Annotated in this window: 17 protein-coding genes; 8 read left to right on the top strand and 9 right to left on the bottom strand. The window is 65.5% G+C overall.

Annotation, left to right across the window (positions count from 1 at the left end; all coding sequences use genetic code 11):
- Positions 1-177 precede the first annotated feature (177 nt).
- The 3 genes from ACO054_RS18460 to ACO054_RS18450 all read right to left on the bottom strand — a co-directional run bounded on the left by ACO054_RS18460 (position 178) and on the right by ACO054_RS18450 (position 3,068).
- Positions 178-1,350 (bottom strand): acetyl-CoA C-acetyltransferase, encoded by a 1,173-nt coding sequence (locus ACO054_RS18460; RefSeq protein ID WP_421708052.1) that lies wholly within the window; start codon positions 1,348-1,350, stop codon positions 178-180.
- Between the two features lie 181 nt (positions 1,351-1,531).
- Positions 1,532-2,671 carry an alpha/beta fold hydrolase gene (locus ACO054_RS18455; RefSeq protein WP_421708051.1) on the bottom strand — a complete coding sequence of 380 codons (1,140 nt, stop codon included), beginning with the start codon at positions 2,669-2,671 and terminating at the stop codon, positions 1,532-1,534.
- A complete protein-coding gene (locus ACO054_RS18450) occupies positions 2,592-3,068 on the bottom strand; it encodes a hypothetical protein (protein ID WP_421708050.1) in 477 nt (158 codons plus the stop codon). The genes ACO054_RS18455 and ACO054_RS18450 overlap by 80 nt, the downstream gene beginning before the upstream one ends.
- Positions 3,069-3,309: 241 nt before the next feature.
- Here ACO054_RS18450 and phaR point away from each other — a divergent pair, with 241 nt between their 5' ends.
- Entirely contained in the window at positions 3,310-3,969 is a 660-nt protein-coding gene (phaR, locus tag ACO054_RS18445) for a polyhydroxyalkanoate synthesis repressor PhaR (protein ID WP_421708049.1), read from the top strand.
- Between the two features lie 58 nt (positions 3,970-4,027).
- On the opposite strand, the gene ACO054_RS18440 is transcribed toward phaR, so the two are convergent.
- A complete protein-coding gene (locus tag ACO054_RS18440) occupies positions 4,028-5,779 on the bottom strand; it encodes a putative bifunctional diguanylate cyclase/phosphodiesterase (RefSeq protein WP_421708048.1) in 1,752 nt (583 codons plus the stop codon).
- A gap of 406 nt (positions 5,780-6,185) precedes the next feature.
- Here ACO054_RS18440 and ACO054_RS18435 point away from each other — a divergent pair, with 406 nt between their 5' ends.
- Positions 6,186-6,551 carry a hypothetical protein gene (locus tag ACO054_RS18435; protein WP_421708047.1) on the top strand — a complete coding sequence of 122 codons (366 nt, stop codon included), beginning with the start codon at positions 6,186-6,188 and terminating at the stop codon, positions 6,549-6,551.
- Between the two features lie 291 nt (positions 6,552-6,842).
- Entirely contained in the window at positions 6,843-7,208 is a 366-nt protein-coding gene (locus tag ACO054_RS18430; protein WP_421708046.1) for a helix-turn-helix domain-containing protein, read from the top strand.
- Between the two features lie 71 nt (positions 7,209-7,279).
- Here ACO054_RS18430 and ACO054_RS18425 read toward each other — a convergent pair whose 3' ends face one another.
- Positions 7,280-7,663: a bleomycin resistance protein gene (locus tag ACO054_RS18425; RefSeq protein WP_421708045.1), complete on the bottom strand. Its 384-nt coding sequence runs from the start codon at positions 7,661-7,663 to the stop codon at positions 7,280-7,282.
- 79 nt (positions 7,664-7,742) lie between these two features.
- Here ACO054_RS18425 and polA point away from each other — a divergent pair, with 79 nt between their 5' ends.
- A complete protein-coding gene (polA, locus tag ACO054_RS18420; protein WP_421708044.1) occupies positions 7,743-10,604 on the top strand; it encodes a DNA polymerase I in 2,862 nt (953 codons plus the stop codon).
- Here polA and ACO054_RS18415 read toward each other — a convergent pair.
- Positions 10,601-11,446 carry a fructosamine kinase family protein gene (locus ACO054_RS18415; protein WP_421708043.1) on the bottom strand — a complete coding sequence of 282 codons (846 nt, stop codon included), beginning with the start codon at positions 11,444-11,446 and terminating at the stop codon, positions 10,601-10,603. The genes polA and ACO054_RS18415 overlap by 4 nt on opposite strands.
- 10 nt (positions 11,447-11,456) lie before the next feature.
- Positions 11,457-11,984: a low molecular weight protein-tyrosine-phosphatase gene (locus ACO054_RS18410; protein WP_421708042.1), complete on the bottom strand. Its 528-nt coding sequence runs from the start codon at positions 11,982-11,984 to the stop codon at positions 11,457-11,459.
- Between the two features lie 104 nt (positions 11,985-12,088).
- On the opposite strand from ACO054_RS18410, the gene cobB reads away from it, so the two are divergent.
- Positions 12,089-12,844, top strand: a complete 756-nt coding sequence (gene cobB, locus ACO054_RS18405; protein ID WP_421708041.1) for a Sir2 family NAD+-dependent deacetylase — start codon at positions 12,089-12,091, stop codon at positions 12,842-12,844.
- Complete coding sequence (locus tag ACO054_RS18400; protein WP_421708040.1) at positions 12,841-13,434, top strand: uracil-DNA glycosylase family protein; 594 nt, start codon at positions 12,841-12,843, stop codon at positions 13,432-13,434. The genes cobB and ACO054_RS18400 overlap by 4 nt, the downstream gene beginning before the upstream one ends.
- Here ACO054_RS18400 and ACO054_RS18395 read toward each other — a convergent pair.
- Together ACO054_RS18395 and ACO054_RS18390 are read right to left on the bottom strand one after the other, a co-directional pair.
- Positions 13,431-14,810: a sensor histidine kinase gene (locus tag ACO054_RS18395; protein WP_421708039.1), complete on the bottom strand. Its 1,380-nt coding sequence runs from the start codon at positions 14,808-14,810 to the stop codon at positions 13,431-13,433. The two genes, ACO054_RS18400 and ACO054_RS18395, sit on opposite strands and share 4 nt — an antisense overlap.
- A complete protein-coding gene (locus ACO054_RS18390; RefSeq protein ID WP_421708038.1) occupies positions 14,807-15,577 on the bottom strand; it encodes a response regulator in 771 nt (256 codons plus the stop codon). The genes ACO054_RS18395 and ACO054_RS18390 overlap by 4 nt, the downstream gene beginning before the upstream one ends.
- 222 nt (positions 15,578-15,799) lie before the next feature.
- On the opposite strand from ACO054_RS18390, the gene ACO054_RS18385 reads away from it, so the two are divergent.
- Entirely contained in the window at positions 15,800-16,252 is a 453-nt protein-coding gene (locus ACO054_RS18385) for an EF-hand domain-containing protein (RefSeq protein WP_421708037.1), read from the top strand.
- Between the two features lie 175 nt (positions 16,253-16,427).
- Positions 16,428-17,960: a YifB family Mg chelatase-like AAA ATPase gene (locus ACO054_RS18380; protein ID WP_421708036.1), complete on the top strand. Its 1,533-nt coding sequence runs from the start codon at positions 16,428-16,430 to the stop codon at positions 17,958-17,960.
- Positions 17,961-17,996 lie beyond the last annotated feature (36 nt).

The following is a 17,996-nucleotide window of genomic DNA, read 5'->3' as shown; positions in this document are numbered from 1 at the left end:
CCGAAAGCGGCCCGCTCCTCACTCGAACGAAAGAACTGCGTCTAGAGCAGGATCGCTTTAGATGGAATCGCTCTGGCGATCCCGTCTAAGGCGTGAATCCTACTCTAATCATAAGTCTAGAGTGCGATTCACGTATTTGATGGAAGCGAAGTCGCTTCCATCAAATACGATCGCGCTCTAGCGCTCGACGCACATGGCAATGCCCATGCCGCCACCGATGCAGAGAGTCGCGAGTCCCTTCTTGGCGTCGCGCTTCTGCATCTCATGCAGCAGCGTCACCAGGACGCGCGCGCCCGAAGCGCCGATCGGATGGCCGAGGGCGATGGCACCGCCATTGACGTTGACCTTCTCGGGATCCCAGCCAAGGTCCTTATTGACCGCCAGCGCCTGGGCGGCAAAGGCCTCGTTGGCTTCGACCAGGTCCAGGTCGTCGGTCGACCAACCGGCCTTTTCCAACGCCTTCCGGCTTGCCGGGATCGGACCGGTGCCCATGATCGCAGGGTCGACACCGCAGGTGGCCCAGCTGACGATCCGCGCAAGCGGTGTCACGCTGCGCTTGGCGGCTTCGGCCTCGCTCATCAGCACAGCCATGGCGGCACCGTCGTTGATACCGCTGGCATTGCCGGCCGTCACCGTGCCTTCCTTGTCGAAGGCGGGACGCAGCTTGGCCAGCGTTTCCGTCGTCGTTCCATGCTTGGGGTACTCGTCGCTCTCGACCGTGACCTCGCCCTTGCGGGTCTTGATGGTGACGGGGACGATCTCTTCCCGGAACCGCTCGGCCTTCTGCGCGGCCTCGGCCTTCTGCTGACTCTTGGCCGCAAAGCTGTCCTGTTCGTCTCGGGTCAGCTGCCACTTGCGCGCCACGTTCTCCGCCGTGTTGCCCATGTGATAGCCGTTGAAGGCATCCCACAGGCCGTCCTTGATCATGGTGTCGACGAACTTCATGTCGCCCATCTTCTGGCCGTTGCGCAGGTGCGCGCAGTGCGGCGCCTGGCTCATGGACTCCTGGCCGCCGGCGACGACGATCTCGCTGTCTCCGGCAAGCAGCGCCTGATAGCCCAGGGCGACCGCGCGCAGACCGGATCCGCAAAGCTGATTGATGTTGTATGCCGTCTTCTCCTGCGGCAGCCCCGCATCCATGGCGGCCTGGCGTGCCGGATTCTGGCCGGCACCGGCAGTGAGGATCTGGCCGACGATGGCCTCATCCACTTCGCCCGGCTCGACCTTGGCGCGCTGCAGCGCTTCCTTGATCGCGACCGCACCCAGATAGGACGCGAGTACGCTCGAAAGCGCGCCGCCGAAGGCGCCGACCGGTGTGCGGGCCGCACCCGCAATGACGATGTCGCTCATGGAAGATCCTCCGATCCGTGAGGTTCGGCGCACGCCGGATGACGCGGCCCCTTGCATCTGCCTGTCGTTGTCTTTTCTTGGACTGCGGTGCTGCACCGCAAAAGCCGACAGTCTGCATTTAAGAAGAGCGAAGCCTTCGGCGCAACCGATGGCGAGTCGGGACAGGCTTTCGCCCCGGCGCTCAGGCGGTCTCGGTTGCCCGCTCTCGCATCCAGGCAGCCAAGGGCTCCCAGACCAGGTCGCGGGCGCGGCCGCTGGTGACCATTCCGATATGACCGACGGCAGGTTCGCGAAGCTCGCAGTCGCGAACGGCACGGCCCAGTGACCGAGCCGATGTCGGCGGCACGATGCGGTCCTGTGCAGGGATCAGACAGAGGCTCGGCAAACGGAGGTCTTCCGGTCGAACGGGTTGGCCGGCGATCCGCCAGGCGCCCTTCGCCGGCGTGTTCGCACCGTACCAGCCGCCCAGGCAGTCGCGCGCAACTGGTGCGGCCAGTGGCACACCGTCGTTCAGCCAATCCTCCAGAGCGACGAAGGCTTCGGCCTTGCCACTGGCGTGATCCACCTTGGCGAAGCTCAGGAACTTCCGCACGCCACTGAAGGGATCGACCGCGGCGAAAAGCATCTGGATGGCATCGACCGGCAGCTCGCCCAGAACGTCGAGCGCCGGACCGAAGGACAGCAGACTGCCGAGGCCGAGAGGCGCGGCTTGCGGCTGGTCGTTGTGGAAGTCCCAAGGCGCGGCCAGCAGGACGAGGCCCGCGAGATCGCGTTGTCGCCGTTGAGCGAGAGCGGCCGTTAGAGTGCCGCCCATGCAATAGCCAGCAAGCAAAGGCTTGCGCCCGCTTGCCGCCAAGGCGGCATCCAGCGCCTGCTCCAGTCGACCCGCGACGTAGTCGGTCAGAGAAAAAGCGCGTTCGAGCGGACCCGGCGCGTCCCAATCGACCAGCAGCGGCCGGAAACCCTGAGCTGCCAGCCAGCGCAACAACGAAATGCGGGGAGACAGATCGAGGATGTAAGCGCGGTTGATCAGGGAAGGGACGACCAGAATGGGCGGACCGTCAGGCGCCGTCGCCTCGGCACAGGCGCCATAGTCGAGCAGCCGCGTCGTGCCGGCCTGCCAGAGAACCGGGGGATCCTCAAGAACGCGCGTGTAGCGGTGCCGCCGATAGGCCTCAATGCCGTCAAGCAGCAAATGTCCGCGCCGCACGGCCTCCCGTTGCAGAGCGGCCGCGAAGGCTTCAGGCTTTACGCTTGCGCCGTCCCGCTGCAGAGCCTCGGCTCGCTCCGCCAGATCCGGGCGGTTGGTCGTGGCCGGCACGAGCCAAGGCGGCTTCGAGTTCAGCGAGCCGAGCCTCCAGCTGCTCCAGGCGAGCCCCGCCATCGCCAGATGCAGCGGTAAGGGGCGCGGCCCCAGACGGCGGGGAGTCGCTCGGCCTTGGCTTGCCTGCATCGCTCCGCTCCGTTCCTTCCGCCGCGGCCGCCCCGGCAAGGCCTTGCTGCCACAAGCCAGCCCAGCCGGCCAGCGCGTTCGCGCTCATGGTGCCGACCATAAGCTGCGTCGCGGCCATCGGGCCGCTGATCTGCAGAACCGTCTGCAGCCACCGCTGCATCTGTTCGGCCGACTGGCGATCGGCGGCAAGCGCGGAGATCTGATCCTGCATCAGATCCAGCGTCCGCCGCGCCAGAGCCTCAAGGTCTGCCTTATCCTCGCTCATGCCGGCACACTATCAAGAGGGCCCGGAATCCGGTCAAGCGCAGGGTGGCCGGCGTAGGAGACACGATAGGGGACAGGCGGGGACAGCGGCCAGCCGGCAATCGCCGTAGAGATTGACAGGTCTTGTCGCAGCGCAGCACACTCGCCACGCGGTCGAGATTTGGGTTTCGACAAAGCTGCGGCCGCAGAGGAAGCGAACGACCGGGCAGAGCCGACAGCGCAACAGCAAGGACAAGCTCGACGTGACCGACAGCAAAAGTACGAAGGCCGGAGAGGCTGCGGGCCGAGTCTCTTCGCCTGCCCGTGGCGGGAGCGGCAAGCCGATTACGATTAAGAAATACGCCAACCGGCGTCTCTACAACACGGCGACCAGCAGCTACGTGACCCTCGATCACCTTTGCCAGATGGTGAAAGAGAATGTGGACTTCGAAGTCTTCGACGCAAAAACGGGGGAGGACATCACCCGCCCCGTCCTGACCCAGATCATCGTCGAAGAAGAATCGAAGGGGGAGAACCTGCTGCCGATTTCCTTCCTGCGGCAGCTCATCTCGTTTTACGGGGCCGGCATGCAGTACATGGTGCCGACCTATCTCGATCAGATGATGCAGGCCTTCGCCGCGAATCAGGAGCAGGTCGCCCAAGCCATGCAGAAGTCCATGGGCGGAATGTTCTCGCTCGGCGCCATGAGCGACAACATGGAGAAGATAGAGGAAGCCCGCCGCCAGAACATCGCGCTGTTCCAGCGCACGATGAAGATGTTCTCACCCTTTCCGAACGGAGCCGCCGAAGGCGTTGGCGAGGCCGGGGACGGCGAGGTCGAAGAGCTTGAGTCGCTCAAGCAGCAAGTGGACAAACTGCAGCAGCAACTCGAGCACCTTTCCGGCGGGAAAGGGCAGAAGTAGTCAGGTCTAAGAAGCCCCCATAGCGGCCAGAGAAGCTATCAGTGCCGCGGCAGGGCGTTCAGGTCGCGGCCTGCATGTATCGCAAAGCCGATCCGTCAGGCTCTCCCCAGTTGTCACCTCCGGTCAAACCGCTGCTATGCCAGTCGGGGGACAGCACCGGTTTGCCGAAATGCCAACCTTGCAGGAAGTCGAGTCCTTCTTCGGACAGGTAGCTCGCCGCGTCGCCGTCTTCGACGCACTCCGCGACGGTCGATAGATTGAAGGCACGCGCCAGCGACAGAAGATTGCGGACGAACAGCTGGTTCTCAGCCGACTCTCGGATATGCCGGATGAAGGAGCCGTCGATCTTGACGATGTCGACCGTCAGCGCCTTCAAGTGGCGGAAGGTGGTATAGCCCGCACCGAAGTCGTCGATCGCCACCTTACAGCCAAGGTCACGCACCGTGGCCACGAAGCGGGCCGAGTCTTCGATATCGTGCAGTGCAGCTGTTTCCGTGATCTCGACGATCAGTCGCCGCGCGACATCCGGTCGACCGCGCAGATGTCCGACCAGCGCCCGCAACCAAGACCGGTCGGCCGCTGTCAGGCCTGAGATATTGATCGCAAGCGTGACGTCCGGATGGGCCACCAGGTCCGCGACGGCAAGATCCAGAACATGGCGATCGATTGATCGCATCAGGCCCAGCTGCTCGACGATCGGAATGAACTTACCGGCCGGCACCAACTCGCCGGAGGGGTCGCGCATGCGCAACAGACATTCGTACCAGCTGACGCGATGACTTTTGGCCTCTACCACCGGCTGGAAGGCAAGCAACAGCCGGTCGTCGCGCAGAGCCTGCTTGACCTCCTCGCCGATTGTCATGGACGCGCGGAAGTCGTCGCGCTGAGCTTCCGAGAGGCAGTAGACAGACACACAGTCTCGACCTGCGGTCTTGGCCGCCAAAAGGGCCCCCTCGCCCTTCGTCATCACATCGACGGCTGTCTTCGAGTGCTGGGGGAAGACGACCACTCCGGCGGATACAGCGATATGAACCGGGCCAGACTGAGTCTCGAAGGGACCTTGACGCACGGCCTGCAGGATGCGCTCAGCTGCCGCCTGGGCTTCACCCGCCGGACAGGACGCCAGGACCACGCCGAAACGATCACCGCCCAGCCGGCCGACCACGTCGGCGGCGCGAAGACAGCGGTCCAGCCGCCGGCCGACCTCGACCAGCACCTTGTCGCCGACCTCATAGCCGTAGGCCGTGTTGATCTTATAGAGAGCGTCGACGCCGACCACGACGAAAGCCCCCGTCCGCTGGAAGCGCAGGGCATTGGCCAAGGCATGATCCAGCGCCTCGCGCAGACGCAGTTTGTTGTAGTGACCCGTAAGATCATCGAAGTTGGCGAGATACTCGAGACGACTTTCGTGCTGCTTGCGCTGCGTCACGCCGCGTAGGGTCCCGATCAAGCGCACGGGCGTACCGTTGGGACCACGCTCCACAGCCCCCCGGTCATGAACCCACTGGAAATCGCCGCTGTCGTCGCGGACCCGATACTCGCAGTCGAACGGCTCGTCGGCGCTGAGATGATCGGTCAGTGCGCGCAGGCGCCGCGGAAGGTCCTCTGGATTGATTCGGTCGTGATAGGCCTCGCCTCCGGCCGGCAGATGCGATTCTTCGACCGCGAACAAGGCCGCTGCCTTGCCGCCCCAGACAATGCGATCGGCAACCAGATCCCATTCGTAGACAACATCGCCGGCCGCTTCGACAGCAGAACGCCAGCGTTCGAGATCCGATAAACCTTCAACGACCTTGGCTGCCCGCCGCAAGGTCCGCCCTCCTACCTCAATCGCTTTCCTCGCCCCGCTCGATCGTTGCCCTTTGGTCGAGCGTCACGTGACTGGCCCAATTTTCAGGATGCCGCGTCAGCATTTAAGAAAGCGTGAAATGACTACCTCTGGCTATATTGACGCACCATTTAAGAGAGCAGGCCTCTCAAGGGTTCGCGCCACTTCTTCGAGCATCTTATCATGTTATGCAACCTTATACGATCCAATATTGTACTAATAATCTTGGTTAATCGGCTGATTGGAAGATAAAATTTATCTTTGATTTTATGATTTATCTTGTTCATAGTTTTTTTACCCTAACTATAAGGGGTATGTTAATCATCCTCGGCGCGGCAGGCCAGTTGTGTGCGGATGACTTCATTAGGCCAAGGATGGAGCTAAACTGATGGCCGGTGTTCCGGCATTGCGCTCGACCGCAATCAGAATTCCTGCAGTCGATTCGGTATCGAATGCGGCAAAGGGAAACTCTGCTCAGAATACTCCGGCCTCCGGCACGTCGGGTGCGCGCGCTGTCGAACCGATCTCCGGCGCCGTTGAGGCGCGGCCACGGGATCAGTCGGCCGCGTTGCTGTTAACCTTGGCGCGCGATGAAGCCGGTGGCTTCGGGAAGGCTGATGGACACCGCGCCCGCACAACGGACCAAGCGTTCGGGACAGGTCCTGCCGCTCGCGCCTGCCTTGCTTATCGGCTGCAGGGCGCCGAGCCGGAAATTTACAGCGACCGACCGCTGATTTTTCGATTTCACATTTAGAATTCTAAAATTCAAGCCTCAAACTGTGCAGTTCTGCGGCCTCACACAGCTGAACTGATTCATAATTGAATCAATCAAGGTAAATATTGTCGAGAAAACTATCCAAGGTTTTCCAGAATCAAACAAGACTCCATTTGCAGTGGATTTTGAAGTATTTTATTAGCCTGCGATCACTGTCGACTTTTATACAAAAAGCCAACCTCTTTTCCATTGATTCTGACATCGAGGAAAATACAGAATATATCCTATGAGGTGTGAAACGCTTTGATCTAAAACTATTGGTTAGAGCGCGTGGATCGAGACGAGATCAGCGACCGAGAGATTGAACAACACGTCGGCCGCCGCATTCGCGAACGCCGAACGCTCCTCGGCCTGACTCAGCAGCAGCTGGCCGAGTTGATTGGTGTCACCTATCAGCAGGCACACAAATACGAACGGGGAATCAACCGCATCTCCGCGGCGCGTCTCTATGCGCTTTCCAACGTTCTGGGTGTCGACGCGAACTACTTCTTCGAAGGCGCGGAGAAGCCGGACGCACCCACCCCAAACGGCCGCCAGAGACTGAGCCTGGATGTGGCCCGCAACTTCACCCGAATCCGCGACGACCGCTGCCGCGAAGCCTTCGCACAGCTCTGCCGAGCAGTAGCAGACGAATAACCGTAGACGAACAATAAAAGTGGGACGTCACCAAGCAGCGCTCTCGGCCGCTCTTGGAGCGCGGTGCCGCCTTATCCGGACTGGATTGGTGAGCCGACGCGAAAGAGGTTGCCGTGGGCATCCCACAAGGGGAACTCCCGCATCCCCCAAGGTTTGTTTTCCAGTGGCCCGACGCGAGCCGGAGCGGACACATGAGGCCGCCACGCGGTATCGTAGGCATCGACGTCACGAACCTGCAGATAGGCACCGGACGCCTCGCAGATCGCGCGGTCCTGACACTCCCAAAAATGCAACTCCAGAGGACCTCGCCCGAGCATCAGATACCCCTCCCATCGCCCCAATCTCGCGAACCCGAGCTTCACGTACCAAGCCTCCGTCTCGTCGAGGTTCAGCGACGGCAGCACGGGGCAAGCGTAGTCCGCATCGGGATAGTCCGGGCGGTCGATAGCGGTCATCGCAACAGTCCCCTTTCGCAGACGGCATATTAGCCGAAGCGCCTCGACAGCGCGACGGGCGCGCGGCATCTTGCCGGCCATGACCGAAACACCTGCGAAGACCGGCGACAGCACCGCGCCCTACAAGCATCTCTATCTCGTCGATGGTTCCGGCTACATCTTCCGGGCCTTTTTCGCGATCCCCCCGCGCATGACCAGCCACGGTGTGCACACGAACGCCGTGTTCGGCTTCACCAACATGCTAATCAAGCTGTTGCGCGACACCGACGCGGACGGCCTGGCGGTCATCTTCGATCATTCCGGCGAGTCCTTCCGTAACGAGATCTATCCCGACTACAAGGCGAACCGGGACGAACCGCCCGAGGAACTGGTCCCTCAATTCGCCGCGATCCGTGAGGCGACCCGTGCCTTCGGCCTGCCCTGTCTGGAACAGCAGGGCTACGAGGCCGACGATCTGATCGCCACCTACGCACGGCTGGCGGCCGAGCAGGGCCTGCGGGTGACCGTCGTCTCCTCCGACAAGGACCTGATGCAGCTCGTCGGCGAGCGGATCGACATGCTCGACCCCATGAAGGACAGGGCAATCGGGCGGGAAGAGGTGATCGAGAAATTCGGTGTGCCGCCCGAGAAGGTGATCGACGTGCAGGCGCTGGCCGGCGATTCGACCGACAACGTGCCGGGTGTCCCCGGCATCGGGATCAAGACGGCGGCCCAGCTGGTCGAGCAGTACGGCAGCCTGGAGGCGCTGCTGGAGCGCGCCGAGGAGATCAAGCAGCCGAAACGCCGCGAGAAGCTGATCGAGAACGCCGACCTGGCACGCGTCTCCAAACAGCTGGTCACCCTGGAACAGCAGGTCCCGGTCGAGGCCGATCTCGGCACCTTCGGCCTGAGCGAGCCTGACCCCGAGCCCTTGCGCGCCTTCCTGGAGCGCTACGAGTTCCGCAGCATTCTCAACCGACTTGCCGACAAGCTGGTGCCTAACGGCGGCGAGGGGGTCGTCCCAGATGCGAAGGAAGTCAGAGGAACGGCCGGCACCCAAAGCCCAGCTGAAGCGGATCAGGGCAGCAGCGCCTCCAGTCCGGGTTCCGGCTATGCAACGGTGCAGACTATAGCTGCCCTGCAAGACTGGGTCCGGCGCGCCACCGAGGCCGGGCGGGTCGCCGTCGATACGGAGACCGACTCGCTCGACTCCCTGCGTGCCAGGCTAGTCGGCGTTTCGCTTGCGGTCGCACCGGGCGAGGCCTGCTACATCCCACTGGCCCACAAGAACGAAAGCGACGGCGGCGACGGTGACTCCCTCGATTTCGACGGCGGCGAAGCACCCGAGCAGATCCCGCTGAAAGAGGCGATCGACCTTCTGCGACCGCTGCTGGCCGACCCCACTGTGCTGAAGATCGGCCAGAACCTGAAGTACGACCTGGAGGTTCTGCACCGTCACGGCCTGGAGGTGACGCCGCTCGACGACACCATGCTGCTGTCCTACGTGCTGGAGGGCGGGCTGCACGGCCACGGCATGGACGAGCTGTCGAAACTGCACCTTGACCACACCCCGATCCCTTTCAAGGAGGTCTGCGGCAGTGGCAAGTCGCAGATCACCTTCGACCGCGTGCCGCTGGAGCGGGCCACCGACTACGCCGCCGAGGACGCCGACGTCACCTACCGGCTGCACGCCCTGTTCAGACCGCAGCTCGTCACGGAAAAGCTGGCCACCGTCTACGAGACTCTCGAGCGCCCGTTGGTCCCGGTGCTGGTCGCCATGGAGGAGGCCGGCATCAAGGTCGATACCGGCCAGCTCAAGCGCCTGTCGAACGACTTCGCGACCCGTATGGCCGAGTTGGAGACGGAGATCCATGGCCTTGCGGGCCGCCCCTTCAACATCGGCAGCCCCAAGCAGCTCGGCGAGATCCTGTTCGACGAGCTTAGTCTTCCGGGCGGCAAGAAGGGCAAGACCGGCGCCTACGCGACCGGCGCCGACATCCTGGAGCAGCTGGCCGCCCAGGGTCACGACCTGCCGGCCCGCGTGCTCGACTGGCGTCAGGTTGCCAAGCTCAAGTCCACCTACACCGACGCGCTACAGACCCAGATCAATCCGGAGACCGGTCGCGTCCACACCTCCTTCGGCCAGGCGGTCGCCTCGACCGGCCGTCTCTCCTCGACCGACCCGAACCTCCAGAATATTCCGATCCGCACGGAAGAGGGGCGCAAGATCCGCCGCGCCTTCGTCGCCGAGCGGGGTCACAAGCTGCTGTCCGTCGACTACTCGCAGATTGAGCTGCGCCTGACCGCGCATATCGCTGGAGTCGATGCCCTGCGCGAGGCCTTCGCCGCCGGGCACGATATTCACGCCATGACCGCCAGCCAGGTCTTCGGCGTGCCCCTGGAGGAGATGGATTCCGCCACGAGGCGGCGCGCCAAGGCCATCAACTTCGGCATCATCTACGGCATCTCGGCCTTCGGCCTCGCCCAGAACCTCGGGATCGCCCAGGGCGAGGCCCGCGACTACATCGGCGCCTACTTCGCGCGCTATCCCGAGATCCAGGACTACATGGAGCGGACAAAGACGGAGGCGAAGGAGCGCGGCTGGGTCCGCACCCTTTTCGGGCGCCGCATCCATCTGCCAACGATCCGCGACAAGAATCCGGCCCGCCGCAGCTTCGGCGAACGGGCCGCGATCAACGCTCCGATCCAGGGCACCGCCGCCGACATCATCAAGCGCGCCATGATCCGTATCCCGCCGGCCATCGAGGCGGCGAAGCTTGATACCCGCATGCTGCTGCAGGTCCACGACGAACTGCTGTTCGAGGTCCCCGAAGCGCAGGTCGAGGAGACGGCGGCCCTGGTCAAGAAGGTCATGGAGGGGGCCTGCGTCCCCGCGCTGGAACTCTCTGTCCCACTGGTCGCGGATGTGGGTGTTGGCGAGAGTTGGGACGAGGCGCACTAACGGAAGCGCTTCAAGACGCTCCGGACACTGCCGAGGTAACCACTGCCAAAAAGCGCTACGTGGACTAGCAGGGGATAGAGGTTGTAGAGGTCGAGCCGGACTTCGAAGAAGTCCGGCTCGAACGGTCTCAGCTCGGCGTAGCGGCGGAAGAAAGTCTCGCCGAAGGTGCCGAAGAGGGTGGTGAAGGCCAGCTCGATCTCCGGGTGGCCGTAGTAGATCGCCGGATCGATGAAGCCGACGGTCCCGTCCCGGGCGACCAGAAGGTTGCCGCCCCAGAGGTCGCCGTGCAGCAGGGCCGGCTGTCGCGGCTCCTCAAGGTAACGATCCAGCCGCCCAGCAAGCGTCTCGACCTGCGCAAGGTCTTCTTTGGGCAGTCGTCCGCGCTTATGCGCCAGTCCGGCCATGTAGAGCAGACGCTGCTCCGCGAAGAAGGGAATCCAGCCTTCGGTCCAAGGGTTCGGCTGCGGTAGGCTGCCGATCACCGTATCGCGCTCCAGACCGAAAGCCTCGGCCGTCTGGGCATGGAGCGCCGCGAGAACCTCCGCCGCACGCGCTTCGGAGACGGCGTCCAGGTGACCGCCGTCGTCCAGCCGCGTCATGACCAGCAGCGCGTCTTCGGCGTGAATCACCTCCGGAACGGGCAGGCCATGGTCGCGCAGCTTGGCGAGCATCCAAGCTTCGAGCTCCAGCCCCGGCTGACCGGGCGCCCCGCGCTTGGCGACCAACCGCTGGCCGTCCGGCAGATCGAGCGCCGCGACCTCGGCGATGCAGCCGCCGCCGAGAGACTGCGACGAGATGGGGCGCACGCCCAGTGCCTGCTCGACGGCCTCGGTCAGAGTCACCGCAGGCGACTCACAGGCGGCCAGCTTGCAAAGCCGCCAGGATCTCGCGCGCACCGGCTTCGACGATGTCCAGCGCCTCTTCGAAATCGGAGAGATCGCCGTAGTAGGGATCGGGCACCTCGCGACCCGCCGCCACCTCCGGATCGAGCGGATGCAGGTAGAGCCGCACCCGGTCCTGGAGCGGCGCCGGCACCCGCGCCCGCATGTGGCGCAGATGGCCCAGATCCATGGCGAAGAGTCGGTCGAACTGCTGAAAGTGCCCGTCAGCCAGTTGCTCCGCGCGCAGGCGGGAGAGATCGTAGCCGCGCCGGGCGGCGGCATCGCGCGCCCGCTTGTCGGGCGGGTCGCCGACATGCCAGCCGCCGGTGCCGACGGAGCCGGTCTGCACTTGGCTGAGGCCGGCCTCGTCCAGCAGCTTGCGCATCACGCCCTCGGCACTGGGCGAGCGGCAGATGTTGCCGCTGCACACGAACAGAAGACTTTGGGGCTGGGTTTGGGGCTGGCCCTGCCGTCCAACCTTGTCGCGCGGATCGGTCACGTCTTTCCCCTTGGCTGCGGAACGCCATCGGTCATATCGCGGAGCCCCTGGAAGGGACAACCCAGCAGTGGACAAGCGGTCGCCCGGCGGGACACCCTGCCCCTATGACGTCTCCATCTCTCACCTCTTCGAACCGGCGAATCGTGGTGCTGACCGGCGCCGGCATCTCCAAGGAAAGCGGTCTCGACACCTTCCGCGACGCGGACGGCATCTGGTCGCGGGTCAGCCTGGAGGAGGTGGCGACACCCGAGGGATTCCGCAGCGATCCCGCCAAGGTGCAGGCCTTCTATAACGCACGGCGCCGGCAACTGCAGGACTCCGAAGTCGAACCGAACCCGGCACACGCCGCACTGGGTCGGCTGTCGCGGGCGTTGGGCGACGATCTGCTGCTGGTTACGCAGAACATCGACGACCTGCACGAACGTGGCGGTGCCGATCCCGTTCTGCACATGCACGGCGAACTCCTGCGCGCCCGCTGCCTGGCTTGCGGCGCCGACAGTCTCTGGAGAGCCGATATCGATCGGGACAGCCGCTGTTCGGTCTGCGGCGCGACGGGACAGCTGCGTCCCCACGTGGTCTGGTTCGGCGAAATGCCGCTGGAGATGGAGCGCATCTATGCGGCTCTGGCCGACTGCGACCTCTTCGTATCGATCGGCACCTCGGGCAACGTCTATCCGGCCGCCGGCTTCGTGGCGGAGGCGCGGGAGGCGGGTGCCCATACCCTGGAACTGAACCTGGAGCCGAGCGAGGGCGCCACGCTCTTCGCTGAAAAACGCTATGGCCCGGCCAGCGAACTGGTGCCGGCCTGGGTCGAGGAGGTTCTGGCAGAAACCGGTAAGGACACCGGTCTCGCGGAGTGAGCACGCCCGAGGCAACCCTGGCGACAGCGCTCGCCGAAGCGCGCGCCTGCCGGCTCTGCGCGGCCGATCTGCCGCTCGGCCCGCGCCCCGTCCTGCAAGCCAGCGGTACCGCCCGTCTGATGCTGGTGGGACAGGCACCGGGCACGCGCGTCCATGCCAGCGGCATCCCCTTCAACGACCCTTCCGGCGACCGGCTGCGGACCTGGCTGGGGATCGACCGTGCGACCTTCTATGATCCAAGTCGTCTGGCTATCCTGCCGATGGGCCTCTGCTACCCGGGTCAGGACGCGCGCGGTGCCGACAAGCCGCCGAAGAAGATCTGCGCGCCGACCTGGCATCCGCGCGTCCGCCCGCTGCTGCCGAAACTCAAACTGACCCTGCTGATCGGGCTCTATGCCCAGGCCCACTACCTGGGACCCGCCCGCAAGGCGAACCTTACGGACACGGTGCGGTCCTGGCGCGACTACGGCCCCGACCTCCTGCCCCTCCCACATCCGAGCTGGCGCAACACGGCCTGGCTGAAACGCAATCCCTGGTTCGAGGCAGAAGTGCTGCCGGAACTGCGCCGGCGCGTCACTGCTCTGCTTTAGCCCACCATCTCGGGCAGGCTCAGAGTCGCCCGAAGGCCGCCGCCGGAGGCGCTGTGCAGCGTCAGGTCGCCGCCGTGGCCCCGGACGACGGATCGGACGATGGCCAGGCCCAAACCGATACCGCCGGTCTCCCGACTGCGCGAGCTCTCCAGCCGCTGAAAGGGTTCAAAGACCCGCTCGCGCTGTTCCGGCGGGATACCGGGTCCACTGTCGTCGACGTGGATCGCCGTCCCCTCCTGCGTGCGAACCAAAGTGACCTCGGCTGTCTCGCCGTAGATCAGAGCGTTGTCGATCAGGTTGCGCAGCGCCCGGCGCAAGGCATCGGGACGGAGATCGGCGGTCAGGCTCTCCGGACCGCGATAGGACACCGGGCGACCCAGCTCGGCGAAGTCGGCGACCAGAGCCTCGACCAGAGCCGCCAGATCGACCCGGCGGGTCGGCTCGCGGGTCGACTCCTCCCGCGCGAAGGTGAGGGTGGCTTCGACCATCCGCTGCAGCTCCTCCAGAGTCTCCAGCATCTTGTCGCGCGTCTCGGAGTCCTCGATCAGTTCCGCGCGCAGGCGCAAGGCGGTGACCGGCGTGCGGAGGTCGTGACTAACGGCCGCCAACAGCCGCAAACGATCGTCGACGAACCGGCGGATGCGGGCGCGCATCTCGTTGAAGGCGGCGACGGTGCGGCGGGCCTCGGCCGGTCCCTCCACCTCCAACGGAGCGCCCGCTTCCCCCCGTCCGAAAGCCTCGGCGGCATCGGCGAGCCGGCGCAAGGGGCGCGTCACCCGGCGTACCATCACAACGACGATCAGGCTGACGGTTGCAGCCGAGGCCGTCAGCGCGGCAACCGCCGGCCAGGCCCAACCCGCCGGCCGCAACGGCCCGATCGTGCGCGCCGCCAACCAGGCCGTGCCCGGCTCCGGCCCCAAGGGCACGGCTAGGGTCAGACCGAAGCGGGCGCGATGACCCGGCCCGTCCAGCCGGGCCAGACCGACACGCGGTCTGCCCGCACCGGTTCCCTCCAGATAACGCACCAGATCGGTTGCCAATCGCCGCTCGATCCGCCCCTGATGTCCTTCGGCCTCCGGCAACGGTCCCGGCGACAGGTGAAAGTGCAGCAAGCGCGACGAGGAGGCCGCCAGCACTTGCTCCGCCTGATCGGGCGGCGTCGCGGCCAGCAGACGCACAACGGAAGCGGTGCGCGCCAAGGTGTGATCGCGCTGAACCGCCAGCAGGGCATCCCGCCGTTCGCCGAAGAACAGCAGGCCGGCGAGGAACTGACTCCCCACGAGCGCGATCAGGAGCAGCGCGATCAGTTGCCCCGCCAAGCTCTCCGGCCAGAGCTTGAGACGCCAGCGGCCGGCGCCTGCACCGCTGCCCCTCATGACGGCGTCCTCTCTGCGGGAGCCTGGTCCGCAGGTACGACGTCGGCGGCAAAGGCGTAGCCGCCGCCCCAATGCGTGACGATCAGTTCGGGACGTTTCGGATCGGCTTCGATCTTGCGCCGCAGACGGCTGATCTGATTGTCGACAGCCCGGTCGAATGGCTGAGCGGCACGCCCACGTGTCAGGTCGAGCAACTGATCGCGGCTGAGCACCCGCCGCGGATGGCGCAGGAAGACAGCCAGCAGCAGGAACTCGCCGGTCGAGAGCGGAACCACCGTACCGTCGCCGCGCAGCAGCTCGCGCCGGTCGAAGTCCAGAACCCACTGGGCGAAACGCAGCCGCTCGCCTCCGCCCTGGCCGGACTCGCCGCCGGCGGCGGGACGTTGCGGCGGTAGGCTCTGAGCACGGCGCAGCACGGCCTTGATTCGGGCCAGCAACTCGCGGGGATTGAACGGCTTGGTGACGTAGTCGTCGGCGCCCAGCTCCAGCCCGACGATACGGTCCGTCTCCTCCGCCACCGCCGTTAGCAGAATAACCGGGAGGTCGCCCTTGGACCGCAGGTCGCGAGTCAGACTGAGGCCGTCCTCGCCCGGCATCATGATGTCGATCACCGCCAGGTCGATGGCAGCCGCCGCCAGGACGCGCCGGGCAGCCACGGCCGACTCCGCAACGGTGACGCGGTAGCCTTGTCTTGTCAGGTACTTGCCCAGGGCATCGCGGATCTCGCGGTGATCGTCGACGACCAGGATATGCGGGCTCTCGTCCATGGCGCCATTCTGACGCCGGCGCGCCCGTGTCGCGCGGTGAATTTGTAACGCTTTGTCGCAAGCGCGCGCCCTGCCACGCCTTGCGACTCTTTCCCGCCCCGCCCGACAGATCTCTGCGACAGCCGATGCCTAGGTTCAAGCCATCGCGGGTTCAATGCGACGACGGCTTTCAAGACCAAGGAGGAAGTCGGCGAAAGGCTCAAGAAAGAGAAGGACCGCAAGATGCAACTTCAAACAAAGATTCTACTCGGGTCCCTGCTAGCGGCCGGCCTGGCATTCACGGCCATGGGCAGCGCCTTGGCGGATCGTGGCGACCATGGTGGGCGGGGCGGCCAGATGATGCAGATGTTCGAGCGGGTCGACCTGAACGGCGACGGCCAGATCACCCGCGCCGAACTGACCGAGTACCGCAACAGGCGATTCGGCGAGGGCGACACCAACGGCGACAGCGCACTCGACCTCGCGGAATTCGAGGAGGTCTGGCTGGCGACAGCGCGCGAGCGCATGGTGGACCGCTTCCAAGATCTGGACGCCGACGGCGACGGCCGGATCACGGCCGCCGAGTTCGACCGGCCCCTCGACCGTCTGTTCAGCCGGTTCGACCGCGACGACGACGGCACCGTTTCTCGCTCGGAAATCCGCGACCATCGCGGCCAAGGGCGGCACCGGGACTAGGCTTCCGCCCCCAGTCCTATCCCGGTGCGGGGGGCGGCTCCCGAGCCGCCCCCAAGCACTTGCACCCCAAAGCGCTTACTCCCGCAGAAGCCTTTCCCGCGTGACCTGAGTGCTCGCTTCGCCTATTCCTGATAGCCGATGAACAGTCGAACACAAGCATAGGGCGTCGGTCGGAGTGGTTGCGCGGGTCAGTACCGTCGCCTTTCTGGGCGTCGAGGTGGTGGAAGTCGACGTCCAGGTGCAGATCAGCCCCGGACTTCCCTCCTTTTCCGTCGTCGGGCTGCCGGACAAGGCCGTGGCGGAGAGCCGCGAACGGGTGAAGTCGGCGCTGCATGCCATCGGCCTCGGCCTGCCGGCCAAGCGTCTCGTCGTCAATCTCGCGCCCGCCGACCTATTGAAGGAGGGCAGCCACTTCGACCTGCCGATCGCACTCGGCCTTCTGGCGGCCATGGAGGTGCTGCCGGCCGGCGAGATCGCCGACTACGTGGCCCTGGGCGAGCTGGCGCTGGACGGTCGCATCGCCAAGGCGGCCGGTGTGCTGCCGGCAGCCATCCACGCCTCGGCTCTGGAGAAGGGCTTGATCTGCCCTGCCAGCCAGGGTGGCGAAGCGGCCTGGGCAGAGGGGATCGACATCCTGGCGCCCGAGACGCTGCTGGGCCTCGTCAATCACTTCAAGGGCACGCAGGTGCTGCGTCCGCCGGAGCCGGCCGCCCAGCCGCTCGGCACGGGCGGGCCGGACCTGATGGACATCAAGGGGCAAGAGACCGCCAAACGCGCCCTGGAGATCGCAGCGGCCGGCGGCCACAACCTTCTGATGATCGGCCCGCCGGGCGCCGGAAAGTCCATGCTGGCCGCCCGACTGGCGGGCCTCCTGCCGCCCCTGGCCCCGGCGGAGGCGCTGGAGGTTTCGATGATCCACTCGGTCGCCGGCTCGCTGGAGGAGGGTCGCCTGCTGCGCCGCCGACCCTTCCGCGACCCGCATCACTCCGCCTCCCTGCCGGCGCTGGTCGGCGGCGGTCTGCGGGCCAGACCGGGAGAGATCTCGCTGGCACACCTGGGTGTGCTCTTCCTCGACGAACTGCCGGAGTTCAACCGCAACGTCCTGGAATCCCTGCGCCAGCCCCTGGAGACCGGGCAGGTCGCGATCGCCCGCGCCAATGCGCACGTCAGCTATCCGGCGCGCTTTCAACTCGTCGCGGCCATGAACCCCTGCCGCTGCGGCCACCTGGACGATCCCGCACAGGCCTGCAGCCGCGCTCCGCGCTGCGCCCAGGACTACCAGTCGAAGATCTCCGGCCCCCTGTTCGACCGCGTCGATCTGACGGTGGAGGTCCCTGCCCTGTCGGCCGCCGACCTGACGCTGCCGCCGCCCGCCGAAGGCAGCGAGTCGGTCGCGGCCAGGGTGGCCGCCGCCCGCGCGCGGCAGACGGAGCGCTACACCGAAGCCGCCAAAGCCGGAGCCGTCGAGAAAGCCCCGCGCCACAACGCCGAGGCGGACGGCCAACTTCTGGAAAGCGTCGCGGCCCCCGACGGCCCAGGCCGGGAGCTGCTGAGCCAAGCCGCCGAACGCCTGCGCCTTTCCGCGCGCGGTTATCACCGGGTGCTGCGCGTCGCCCGCACGCTGGCCGACCTGGACGGCGAAGACTCGGTCCAGCGCCCGCACATCGCCGAAGCGCTGTCCTATCGCCGCGTGGTGCCGGGGCGGTGATCGGGCTGGTCTGCGGCCTCGATCGGTAGCTGCAAA

This window comes from Algihabitans sp., assembly GCF_965226985.1.
Classification (GTDB): domain Bacteria; phylum Pseudomonadota; class Alphaproteobacteria; order Kiloniellales; family DSM-21159; genus Algihabitans.
This window is presented reverse-complemented; position numbering and strand designations above follow the sequence as displayed.